The sequence below is a fragment of the Bacillus cereus genome, assembly GCF_007678085.1.
Taxonomy (GTDB): Bacteria; Bacillota; Bacilli; order Bacillales; family Bacillaceae_G; genus Bacillus_A; species Bacillus_A cereus_BE.
On record NZ_VEDW01000001.1, the window covers coordinates 849730 to 861708 of the forward strand.

Consider the following 11979-nt stretch of genomic DNA (forward strand, 5'->3'; position numbering starts at 1 on the left):
ATTAGCACAGTTGAAAAATAAGTAAAGAAGCCTTAGATAAATTGTGATCTTATATATGCACTTATTCTTTTGAAGTTATGTGAACTATCGTAATAGGATAAGTATCTATAAAGTAGTCTATGATTAAAATTAAATATTACCTAGTATATTTAACTAATGAATACAATGTCTTTTTCAGTTATTATGCTGTAAAAAAATTTATGGTAAAATCTAAAACATAATGAAATAAAGGGGTAGTATTATATGGGTTATTTCTCAAACAGTTTATTAGTGTTGTTTGTCCTGATCGTCTGTAGTTGTATGATTTTTGGTTAATAATATAATGATGGATTTATATAAAAGAAGTTAACTGAGGAGAAGTTAGCTTCTTTTTATTTTATGTTGAGAAGGAATTATATTGTTGTTATGGAAGTTTGTTTATATTTTATAAAATTACCCTTTTTATAAAATATAAACAATCGATAGAGTTAGGAGTATTTACATGAATAATAGTATAAATTACACAATAGAACACCCAACAAATTTCAATGGATTATTAACTGTATATGAATCTTTAGGTTGGAATTCTCTTCAATTAACGGTTAACGAATTAGAACAAATGTGTAAACAAAGTTGGTATGCAATGTATGCTTTTGATGATAAGAAGCTAGTAGGGATGGGGCGTATTATATCAGATGGTGTAATTACGGGCGTTATTTGTGGTGTTTGTGTATTGCCAGAGTATCAGTACATTGGTATTGGAAAAGAAATAGTAGAACGATTAATCCAGCACTGTGAACAAAACAAGGTTATTCCCCAACTTATGTGTGTGGAAAAATTGCAATCTTATTATGAATCTATAGGGTTTCAGGCGTTTTCTGTTGGCATGACAAAACATATTATAAGATAGTAGAGCTTTATATTTCCAGTTTAATCGTATATATCTTCAAACTTCAGTATAAAGGAGAGTTGCTATATGGAGATTGCTAAAGGGGTAGAAATGTTACAACTTGAGTTTCAAGAATTTATTATTCACCCAATTCTTTTATGGGATGATGAAATGGCAGTTTTAATAGATACTGGTTTTCCTGGACAATTTGAAGATATACAAGTAGGGATGGAAAAGGTTGGGGTATCATTTGATAAGTTAAAAGTGGTGATTTTGACGCATCAGGATATAGATCATATAGGTAGTCTTCCGGAGTTATTGCAACGCTGTGGAAGTAATATTAAAGTTTATGCGCACGAGTTAGATAAGCCATATATTGAGGGAGATTTACCTTTATTGAAGGATGGAAAAATTGAGAATCCACCAAAAGGAAAAGTGAGTAATACTGTGATTGACGGGCAAGAACTTTCGTATTGCGGTGGGATACTAATTCTACATACTCCAGGGCATACGCCGGGGCATATTAGTTTATATTTGAAACAAAGTAAAACTCTTATTGCAGGAGACTCGATGTATAGTGTGAATGGAAAGTTAGGAGGAATTCACACCCCAACAACTTTAAATATTAAAGAAGCACAGCAGTCTTTGAAAAAGTATTTAAATTTAGATATTGAATCTGTAGTTTGTTATCATGGTGGATTAAGTAAGGAGAATATAAATGTTCAAATTCAAAAGTTGTAAAGGTGTGAAGGGAAATTTTTTTGTTAAATAGTGCTAAAATATAATTTAATTACGAGTATATAAATAATAAAAAAAGCATGTTTGAATTTTTTCACACATGCTTTTTTATTAAATGAAATTTAGTAATATTAACATCCTAATCCGTTCCAATAAAAAGAAACGATTTCTTGCGCTAATTCATCTATATTTGTAAGAATAGGATTGTGATTTTCATCTTTAAAGTTCCCAATTGATAATAAAGATACGAAAGCATGAGCCGCAAACTTAGCATTTCCTTTTGGGATTTCTCCAATTTGCATCGCGTTATCGAGTGCTTTTTCTAGCACTTCATACATGCTATCTTCAGCATTTTTTAATTGTTTCAATTGTTCTTCAGATAACGATAGTTTTGCATCTTTCATAAAATTTTTCATATCAATATCCATTGTTGCGTGTAAGTAGACTTTAGCGAAGTCCAATAATCTTTCTTTTAAAGTTTTATTTGTAGAAAGGATTTGAGACATATTCTCGCGTATACGTACCATCATTTGAATCATAGTAGCGGTAAATAAATCTGCTTTTGTTGAATAGTAATAGTAGACGGTTGCTTTCGTAACACCACAAACTTTTGCGACTTCATCCATGGAAACGACTTGATAATTTTGAGTAAGAAATAGCCGAGTTGCCACTTCTAAAATAGTTTCTTTTGTAGATTTTGTATTTTTATTTTGACGAGGCCTTCCGAGGGGACGTTGTTTTTGTTCCAAATCCATTCGCTCCTGACATGTATTGTTAAGTTAATTATAACATAAATTTTTATTCATTCTTGATTAATTAACCGACCAGTATATATAATTAATAGTGGAAGAGAAAAGGAAGGTGGGTTTTTATGAAAAAGCACCCGTTACATATGTTAGGGAGGCTTGTAGCAGGGAAGCATACACAATGGATAACTTTATCGGTATGGATTCTTATTACATTAGTACTTTCATTTACGTTGCCACAAGTAAACAGTACGAAGGAACCGAATCCGAAAAATTTACCTGAAACAGCTATGTCACAGCAAGCAGAAGCACTTATGAAAAAAGAATTTCCGAATAATGCAGGAAATCCTTTATTAGTAGTATGGTATAGAGATGGTGGATTACAGTCACAGGATTATAAACTCATACAAGACGTTTATAAAGAGTTAAAGGCTAGTCCTTTAAAAGAACAATCAACATTACCGCCATTTGATACAATCCCGGAACAAGTATTATCAAAAAGTGCATCAAAAGATGGTACATCATTTGTTACACCAGTATTCTTTAATAAGTCAGCTGGAACAGATATATTAAAAGGAAATCTTGAAGATTTAAGAAAGATAGTGAATAGTAAGGTCGATGAAGATCCATTCAAACAAAAAATAAGTGATTCTGGTTTACATGTTCGATTATCTGGACCTGTAGGTATTCAAACGGATGCAGTTAGTTTATTTAGTCAAGCAGATGTGAAATTGTTAGTTGCTACTGTATTACTTGTATTGGTTTTATTAATCTTATTGTACCGCTCACCAATATTAGCGATTTTACCTTTACTTGTTGTAGGCTTTGCATACGGTATTATTAGTCCTACACTTGGATTTTTAGCTGATCACGGATGGATTAAAGTCGATGCCCAAGCGATATCAATCATGACAGTATTATTGTTTGGTGCTGGAACGGATTATTGTCTATTTTTAATTTCGAGATATCGGGAGTACTTGTTAGAAGAAGAAAATAAATATAAGGCATTGCAACTTGCAATTAAAGCTTCTGGCGGAGCAATTATAATGAGTGCATTAACTGTTGTACTTGGATTAGGAACATTATTACTTGCTCATTATGGTGCCTTTCATCGATTTGCAGTACCATTTAGTGTTGCTGTATTCATAATGGGAATTGCTGCTTTAACAATTCTTCCTGCATTTTTATTAATTTTCGGTAGAGCGGCATTCTTCCCGTTTATACCGAGAACAACTTCGATGAATGAGGAATTAGCAAGAAAGAAAAAGAAAGTAGTAAAAGTTAAAAAATCAAAAGGTGCCTTTAGTAAAAAACTTGGTGATGTTGTAGTACGAAGACCGTGGACAATCATTATGCTCACTGTATTTGTATTAGGTGGATTGGCATCATTTGTACCACGTATTCAATACACATATGACTTATTAGAATCGTTTCCTAAAGATATGCCTTCCCGTGAAGGGTTTACGTTAATTAGTGATCATTTCTCAGCTGGTGAACTAGCGCCAGTAAAAGTTGTTGTTGACACGAAAGGAAAAGAGCTTCCTATTAAACAAGAACTAGAGAAATTTTCTTTCGTAAAAACAGTGAAAGACCCAAAAGAGGGAAAAGAGAATAAGCAAATTAAAATGTATGAGGTTTCTTTAGCTGAAAATCCATATTCAATTGAAGCGTTAGATCAAATCCCTAAATTGAAAAACAGTGTAGAAAAAGTATTAAAAGACGCTGGGGTTAGTAATGCAGAAGATCAACTATGGATTGGAGGAGAAACAGCGTCATTATATGATACAAAGCAAATTACGGAACGTGATGAAGCAGTTATCATTCCAGTAATGATTAGTATTATAGCTTTATTATTACTTGTTTACTTACGATCAATTGTTGCGATGATTTATTTAATTGTAACTGTTGTATTATCGTTCTTCTCGGCACTAGGAGCAGGGTGGCTATTACTTCATTATGGTATGGGAGCGCCGGCCATTCAAGGCGCAATACCGTTATACGCATTCGTATTTTTAGTTGCTTTAGGGGAAGATTATAATATCTTTATGGTCTCAGAAATATGGAAGAACAGAAAGACACAAAATCATTTGGATGCAGTAAAAAATGGTGTTATACAAACAGGTAGTGTCATTACATCAGCAGGTTTAATTTTAGCAGGAACTTTTGCAGTGTTAGGTACACTTCCAATTCAAGTGCTCGTTCAATTTGGTATTGTAACAGCAATTGGCGTATTACTAGATACCTTTATTGTTAGACCATTACTTGTGCCAGCAATTACAGTTGTTCTAGGACGCTTTGCTTTTTGGCCAGGAAAGCTTTCAAGAAAGAGTGAAGAAGTACAAAAGGTGGATGCATAGTTAAAAAAGCCAAGGAAATTTCCCTTGGCTTTTTTCTATGTAGTTTCTTAATTTTTTGAAGTCAAATCTTCAGTTTCAGTGTGATCAGCATCTTCAATAGCAGTTTCTGGCATTCCATATAAGCCGTTCATTGCTTGTTCTTCGATATTAAGATTTGCAGTATTATCATTTTGAATAGGTGTAGCGTTTTGGGTAACATTTTCTTTTTTATTTACATTTTTATTATCCATGTAGGCATCCTCCAAATTCCATTTGATTTATGTATAGTATGTGGTTGTATTTCTAGAAATATGTGAATAGATTTTTGCAGATGTTATATAATTAAATAAAAACTTGAGGATAAATTTAAATTGTAAGGAGTGAATAGGTGTGGTGAAAACAAGAAAGTTAGCCTTCTAAAATAAAATGACATTTTAGGAGGCTATTAAAATGAGGTTTCATATAATTGACAGAGAAAATTGGAATAGAGAGCAGTATTTTGAACATTATCTAAAGTTGAAATGTACATTTAGTATGACTGTGAATGTTGATATCACGAGGTTATTAAAGGAATTACATAAAAAGGAAATAAAATTTTATCCCGTTTTTATATATTTAATTTCTAGAGTAGTAAATAATCATAAAGAATTTCGAACATGTTTTAACGATGAAGGAGCTTTAGGATATTGGGAAGAAATGATCCCAAGTTATACAATCTTCCATAAAGATGATAAATCTTTTTCAAGTATATGGACGGATTATTCTAGTGATTTTCGCATTTTCTATAAAAACTATGAAGAGGACATGAGGTGGTATACTAATGTTCATGGTCTCTTCACGAAAGATAATATTCCGCCAAATGTTTTTCCAATTTCTAGCATACCTTGGGCTAGTTTTACTGGATTTAATCTAAATATTAATAATGATGGTGATTTTCTATTACCGATCATAACTTGTGGAAAATATTTTAATGGAGAGAATAAGGTTATGCTACCAGTTTCATTACAAGTACATCATTCGGTTTGTGATGGATATCATGCGAGTCGATTCCTAGAGGATTTACAGCAGCTAATTAGTAATTGTAACGAATGGCTTAAGTAATTTTTATTCTTTAGCGAGAATAGGTTTTGTTATTTAATAGATAAAGTTGAAAATAAAAAAGAAGAGCATCTGTATATTTTACAGATGCTCTTCTTTTTATACTTTTATATTATTTTTTGTGGAAAATATAGGTAGATTCGTAGTTTAATAGAAAAGAGATGATTAATTTAAAATTTCTCTATTTTTAAATAACTATATGTGTTAAATGATTTATCGGTTTTAATAGAAGGGGGAGGTAGAATGAAATTTTTACGTATTGAAAAGGATGAGGTTTTAATCAATAATATGGCACAGTTATATTGTGAAGTATTTGAGAAAACAAATTTTACTGAAATGATTGAGCGAATTAATAGACATATAGAATATGCAGATTTTAAAGGTATAGTAGCAATAAATAAGGAAAATGAAGTCGTTGGTTTTACTTATGGTTATCGCTCATTAGAAGGACAGTACTATAATCAATTAATGAGAGAAGCGTTAAATTTGGAGCAAGTAAATCTGTGGCTGCAAGACTGTTTTGAATTTGTAGAGTTAGCAGTGCACCCGCAATATCAAAATGAAGGACTTGGAACAAGATTACATAATGAATTATTAGAAGGGATTTCAAATAGAACGAGTGTTTTAACAACACAAATAAACAATAAAAAGGCGCGTTCATTATATGAAAGATTAGATTGGGTGGATGTATTAGAAACATTTCATCCAAGTAAAAATGGTGTTCTATATGTAATAATGGGGAAATATTTAAAAATAAAAGTAAATGAATAACTATTTCGTTCACAAAAGTTATTGGTTTTTAACAATGAAGGGGAAAACAAAAATGACAATAATATCTATAGAAAAAGCTACAATTTTAGATGCCGAAAAGTTAACAGAAATAATGAGAAGAACATTTGATGAAGAAGCAAAACGATGGTTATGTGGTCAAGATGATGTTATTGACTATAACATCCAACCACCAGGATATTCTTCAGTTGAAATGATGAAATATTCGATTGAAGAATTGGATTGTTACAAAGTGATAATGGATGAAAAAATAATCGGGGGAATTATAGTAACAATCTCTGGTAAGTCATATGGCCGAGTTGATCGTATTTTTGTAGATCCTGTTTATCAAGGAAATGGAATTGGATCACATGTTATTAAATTAATAGAAGAGGTATATCCGAGCATACGGATTTGGGATCTCGAAACATCTAGTAGACAAATAAGTAATCATCATTTTTATAAAAAATTGGGCTATGAAATCATTTTTAAATCTGATGATGAGTATTGTTATGCAAAAAGAATCACTGTAAAGTCAGCTGAAGAGAACCAAATTAAAAATAAAGATTTGAAAAATAGCCAATACGAAAACTGTAATCTAGCAAATACAGAGTATTATCAAGTGAATGCAAAAAGCAGCTCATTCATTGGGAGTAATATAATGTATTTGAATATGAGTAATTGTAATGTAAGTCAATCAAAATTTAGAAATATAAATTTTAGAAGTTCTTTATATGCCGATTTAAATCTTTCGGGTAGTACATTTAATTTTGTGACTTTAGGTGGGGTTCAATTTAAAGATACAAGTCTTGGAGAAGATAAACATCCTATTTTATTTAATAGATGCGATTTAGAGGGTAGTACGATTAGTAATAGTAATTTAAAAAATATTGAAATAGAAAATTGTGATATAACCGGTATGAAAATAAATGGTATTCTAATTGGAAACCTATTTGAGTTATATAATAAAATAAAAAGTTAACTTGCTTTGGCTTTGTGTAGATGAGATGTTCGTGAAATGGATGAAATACGGAAATAAATATGTAAAAATAACATAAAGAAATACAGTGTAGAAGGGGTTTCGTGTAGGTATCTAGAATGAATATGTATTGTTATGAATATGGAGGGAAGAAATTATGGGGGTCAAAGTGAGGGCGGTAGAAATTCAAGATGCTAGAGCCATTCATCGTATATGCATACAAGATGATGTTTTACCTTATATGGTTTTCTTACCTAGCATGCGAGTAGATGCGATGGAAAATAGAATTCGAAATTTAGCGCCAAATCAATTTGAATTTGTTGCAGAGTATGATGGAGAAGTTGTTGGATTTGTTGGGTTAACCCAAAGTCCAGGACGTAGATCTCATTCTGGTGATTTGTTTATAGGAGTAGATAGTGAATTTCATAATAAAGGTATTGGGAAAGCGCTTCTTACAAAAATGCTTGATTTAGCTGATAATTGGTTAATGTTAGAGCGTGTGGAACTAGGTGTTTTAGAAACGAATCCGAAAGCAAAATCGCTATATGAAAAATTTGGATTTGTAGAAGAGGGAGTAAAGATAGGGAATTTGAAAGCTCACGGAAAGTTTATTAATGAAATTATGATGAGCCGTTTTAGACCGGATGGTTTAATCGTACATAATGGATAGTGAAAAGCATGACATTATACTGTCATGCTTTTTTATTAGATTTTGGCTGTAATAAAAATAATGCTAAACCAATGAAAATAATTGAAATACCTAGTGCTTGTTGTATAGAAATAGTCTCATTTAATATAAAGTACGCTAATATACAAGTTCCAATTGTTTCTCCTAAAATGCTCATAGAGATTACAGTAGCGCTCATCCATTTTAATAACCAATTGAATATTGTTTGACCTAAAATCGTTGCAACAAACGCTAAGCCAATAAAGCATAGCCAAGTTTGTGTAGAGTAGTGAATGAAAGATTCATTTTGCATATAAGCAAATATACCAAGAAAACAGGCGCTACTTCCATAACTAATTACCGAATACGGAATAAGTGATACATCTTTACGAACATGTTGGCTAATGAAAAAGTAAGCTGTAATAATTCCGGCCGCAATAAATGCTAAAATGTCCCCGTATAAAGCTTCTCCGCTAATTTGGAAGTCTTGCCATCCAATGATGATACTTCCTGAAATTGCGATGAGGCAACCGATAACTGCTCCTTTTGTAAATCTCTCTTTAAATAGAAAGTAACCACCAACCATTGAAAATAAAGGTTGTAACGTTACGATTACTGTAGAACTTGCTACAGAAGTATATAGTAATGATTCAAACCAAAGTACATAATGTGCAGCTAAAAATAATCCAGATATGAATCCGAACCCCCATTGTCTTCTTGTTACTATTTTTAGCTCGTTTCGATTATTTTTATTGAAAAGTAACAACGGTAACAGAATGAGTGCAGCAAAGAATAATCGATAAAAAGCACTGATAGCCGCAGGAGCATCTGCTAATTTTACAAAAATTGCTGAAGTTGATAGGGCGAATACGCCGAAAAATAAGATGCAATATGAAAGAATAGGTGATTTCACAGTTTGTCCCTCCAATAGAATGTTTATTATAATGAAATTGATACGATATAATGTACAAAGGTTAGTATATAAGTACCTGAGAAGTTAGGAAAGGATTATTTGCCTTTGTTTACTATGTCAGCACAAATGTAATGAAACATGCAATATGATGGACGAAAGGAAGTTTTTACAATGATACATGATAGACTCGGACAAACTGTATTAAGTTATCGCAAGAAAAATAATATGACGATTCGTGAATTTGCTGATTATGCCGGGATTAGTACTTCATTAATTAGTCAAATTGAACGAGGATATGCGAATCCTTCTTTAAGTGTATTGGAATTAATTGCGAAAGCATTAAATGTACCACTATTTACACTTTTTATTAATGAAATCGATACAGATTCACTCATATCTAAGAAAAAAGATCGAAAAAAAGTATATCGAGAAAATAATGATCACATTGTATATGATGTATTAACTCCAGATTTTATGAAAGCGCGTATTGAAATGTTAATGATGGATTTAAATAAAAAAGCAAATACAACGGAAAGTCACTATTCACATGAAGATAAGGAAGAGATTGCTGTTGTTATGAAAGGGGAAGTGTATGTGGAATTAGAAGGAAAAGAGTATTTTTTAGAAGAAGGTGATGTTGTACGTATTCCGCCAAATGTGAAACATCGTTTTTTAAATAAAAGTGATGAATCTAATCATATTTTATTTGTATTGACGCCATCTTTAGGATGAGTATAAAGTGATGAGGGATAAAAAGATGGAAAATAAAACTGTTTTAAGAGATGGCCTTTCAATTATTTCTCAATGTAAAAGACAAACAAATGATATTTGGCATGCACATTTCGGAGCAGCTGCAATTGCTAGTTATTTTTTCATAAAAGATAACTATCTGGAAGAAGAAATAACTCGTAATATGTATTCCCAAACAAAATTAATGCTGATCAAGCAAAATCTAGGTGAAGTCATCGATAAAAAAGAAGAAATGGATTTTCAAAGTGCTGAAAGAATGATTATAAAATCGTTGGAACAAACAATTGATGAACTTCATTGGGTGGGGCATAATGTCATTTATGCTGCATTAAGTTTATTAGCTGTAAAAGAGTTACAAAAATGGGGAGATAATCAAGGGATTGAAGGGATTACTAATCTTATATTATCGTTTCGAAAAACAATTCCAGGTAGATCGTGGATTGGTTTTACAACAAAGGAAGTAAAACAATTACATATAAATGATGAGATAGTAAATGAATTAAGAAATCCGAAACAATTATCTAAGTTAATTTTAAAGGAGCTCTTGCAATTTAATATTATTTATAGAGCGGAAGCACACCATGATTTAATTGGTCATTTACTTACTTTTTCTCATGCAATAAATATAATGTATGACTTAGGGCATAGAGATATATTCCACCGAGCGATACGACCACTTTTAAAACTAGTATACGTGTTACGTGCTAGTCAAAATCTTATGCCGAATACTGAAATAAACTTGCACTCACCTATAGATCGTTTACCTTTAATCGAATCTAAACGTGCTCATATATTACCAACAGAAAATCAATTTTGGCTAAAAGACTATAGTGCATTTGATTGGGATTTCGGACATGTCTTTAAATTTTCATATAGTTACTTTGATCATATTAAGAGAGCTCCAAAATATAAAGATATAACATTAGAGAAATTCCGATTTATTATTAATATGTAGTGAAGTTTAATGATATATAAAGGGCTCAATTTAAATTTTTTTGTTGATAGTATATTATTTTTATATTTGTAAGATTTTACATACGTATTTTACTTTTACTAATTATGTAAATAGGCAATACTAAAATACATACATTTTAGTATTGGAGAGAGAAGTAAAACGACATGGAATTAGTGAAATTGGAAAAAGTAATTGAAATAAAGAAAGAAGAACTTTTATATTTAGTATCGGATTACGGAATTCAACATGAAAAAGTATTGGAATTAAGCCAAGAATTAGACAAACTGATTAATTACTTTATGTTTTTAAAATAGAAAGAACTATGACATGATGTGAAAATGTTATAGTTCTTTTTTATTTGGAAATTCAAATGTATATTCTATATACTAATAATAGATAGAATGTTCTGTTTCTAAGGAGGGGGATATATGATATTACATACGCACATTTCAGGTGAAGGGGAACCAATGGTACTTTTACACTCTGGTGGTATGACAGGTTTAGTAGAATATGAAGAGCAGGTAGCATTTTTTCGAGAAAAAAATTATCAAGTCATTCGTCCAGATTTAAGAGGGCATGGAAAGTCAGGGGGGACATTGGAGAATTATTTCTTAAGTTCCGTAAAGGATTTACATGATACGTTAATGCATTTACAAATTGATAGATGTCATATAGCTGGTGTTTCACTAGGAGGATTAATCGCTTTACTATTTGCCAAAAAATATCCAGATAGACTGAGAACATTAACTTTTTCAGGTATCTTTCCAGTTAAGAGAGAAAATTGGGAGGAGTCTCAGGAGTATGAAGCGAATTGTCATCAGCAACTGATGGAAAATGAAGAAGTAGTAACGTATATGAATCAAATTCATGAAAAAAGTGATTGGAAAGCATTGCTTGAATCGTGGCAAGTTAAAGATTGGTACCCATTCGACGAAACTGGTGATGTAGCTAATCTTCAAGTACCTACACTTTGTATTGCTGGGGGAGATTCAGAAGATGAAGTTGTAGCTGCTACAACGTTCAAACAATTAAATAACAATATTCATATTGCTGTTATTCCGTTTGCCGGTCATTTAGTACATAATGATCAAGCAGGAGTTTATTCGAATATATTGTCTAATTTCTTACAGAATGCGCAAGCTGCTAGTCGAATATAAGGAC

The 11979-nt window shown here is 31.6% G+C and carries 14 protein-coding genes; 11 read left to right on the top strand and 3 right to left on the bottom strand.

All coding sequences use genetic code 11. The features are described 5' to 3' along the window. Positions 1–481 precede the first annotated feature (481 nt). Together FS742_RS04250 and FS742_RS04255 are read left to right on the top strand one after the other, a co-directional pair. Positions 482–889 carry a GNAT family N-acetyltransferase gene (locus FS742_RS04250; protein ID WP_087956437.1) on the top strand — a complete coding sequence of 136 codons (408 nt, stop codon included), beginning with the start codon at positions 482–484 and terminating at the stop codon, positions 887–889. A gap of 66 nt (positions 890–955) precedes the next feature. Then, the gene (locus FS742_RS04255; RefSeq protein ID WP_144611324.1) at positions 956–1609 is read left to right on the top strand and encodes an MBL fold metallo-hydrolase; all 654 of its coding nucleotides are present in this window, start codon (positions 956–958) and stop codon (positions 1607–1609) included. 128 nt (positions 1610–1737) lie between these two features. Here the strand turns inward: FS742_RS04255 and FS742_RS04260 are convergent, their stop codons facing one another. Further along, positions 1738–2361 carry a TetR/AcrR family transcriptional regulator gene (locus FS742_RS04260; RefSeq protein WP_087956643.1) on the bottom strand — a complete coding sequence of 208 codons (624 nt, stop codon included), beginning with the start codon at positions 2359–2361 and terminating at the stop codon, positions 1738–1740. A gap of 116 nt (positions 2362–2477) precedes the next feature. On the opposite strand from FS742_RS04260, the gene FS742_RS04265 reads away from it, so the two are divergent. After that, entirely contained in the window at positions 2478–4709 is a 2232-nt protein-coding gene (locus tag FS742_RS04265; RefSeq protein WP_144611325.1) for an MMPL family transporter, read from the top strand. Between the two features lie 47 nt (positions 4710–4756). On the opposite strand, the gene FS742_RS04270 is transcribed toward FS742_RS04265, so the two are convergent. Continuing rightward, positions 4757–4939 carry a DUF4021 domain-containing protein gene (locus FS742_RS04270; RefSeq protein WP_144611326.1) on the bottom strand — a complete coding sequence of 61 codons (183 nt, stop codon included), beginning with the start codon at positions 4937–4939 and terminating at the stop codon, positions 4757–4759. A 199-nt stretch (positions 4940–5138) separates the two neighbouring features. On the opposite strand from FS742_RS04270, the gene catA reads away from it, so the two are divergent. From catA to FS742_RS04290, 4 genes are all read left to right on the top strand, one after another. Beyond that, complete coding sequence (gene catA / locus FS742_RS04275) at positions 5139–5789, top strand: type A chloramphenicol O-acetyltransferase (RefSeq protein ID WP_144611327.1); 651 nt, start codon at positions 5139–5141, stop codon at positions 5787–5789. Between the two features lie 240 nt (positions 5790–6029). Continuing rightward, on the top strand, positions 6030–6557 hold the full coding sequence (locus FS742_RS04280) for a GNAT family N-acetyltransferase (RefSeq protein WP_144611328.1): 528 nt from the start codon (positions 6030–6032) through the stop codon (positions 6555–6557). 34 nt (positions 6558–6591) lie between these two features. Then, the gene (locus tag FS742_RS04285; protein WP_144611329.1) at positions 6592–7536 is read left to right on the top strand and encodes a GNAT family N-acetyltransferase; all 945 of its coding nucleotides are present in this window, start codon (positions 6592–6594) and stop codon (positions 7534–7536) included. A gap of 154 nt (positions 7537–7690) precedes the next feature. Continuing rightward, positions 7691–8203 carry a GNAT family N-acetyltransferase gene (locus FS742_RS04290; protein WP_144611330.1) on the top strand — a complete coding sequence of 171 codons (513 nt, stop codon included), beginning with the start codon at positions 7691–7693 and terminating at the stop codon, positions 8201–8203. A gap of 22 nt (positions 8204–8225) precedes the next feature. Here the strand turns inward: FS742_RS04290 and FS742_RS04295 are convergent, their stop codons facing one another. Then, positions 8226–9113 carry a DMT family transporter gene (locus tag FS742_RS04295; RefSeq protein WP_144611331.1) on the bottom strand — a complete coding sequence of 296 codons (888 nt, stop codon included), beginning with the start codon at positions 9111–9113 and terminating at the stop codon, positions 8226–8228. A gap of 171 nt (positions 9114–9284) precedes the next feature. Between FS742_RS04295 and FS742_RS04300 the strand changes: the two genes are divergently transcribed. From FS742_RS04300 to FS742_RS04315, 4 genes are all read left to right on the top strand, one after another. Continuing rightward, the gene (locus FS742_RS04300) at positions 9285–9845 is read left to right on the top strand and encodes a helix-turn-helix domain-containing protein (protein WP_144611332.1); all 561 of its coding nucleotides are present in this window, start codon (positions 9285–9287) and stop codon (positions 9843–9845) included. A 25-nt stretch (positions 9846–9870) separates the two neighbouring features. Beyond that, positions 9871–10818 carry a hypothetical protein gene (locus FS742_RS04305; protein ID WP_144611333.1) on the top strand — a complete coding sequence of 316 codons (948 nt, stop codon included), beginning with the start codon at positions 9871–9873 and terminating at the stop codon, positions 10816–10818. Positions 10819–10982: 164 nt separating this feature from the next. Next, positions 10983–11132, top strand: a complete 150-nt coding sequence (locus FS742_RS04310) for an aspartyl-phosphate phosphatase Spo0E family protein (protein ID WP_144611334.1) — start codon at positions 10983–10985, stop codon at positions 11130–11132. A 114-nt stretch (positions 11133–11246) separates the two neighbouring features. Next, positions 11247–11975: an alpha/beta fold hydrolase gene (locus FS742_RS04315; protein WP_144611335.1), complete on the top strand. Its 729-nt coding sequence runs from the start codon at positions 11247–11249 to the stop codon at positions 11973–11975. Positions 11976–11979 lie beyond the last annotated feature (4 nt).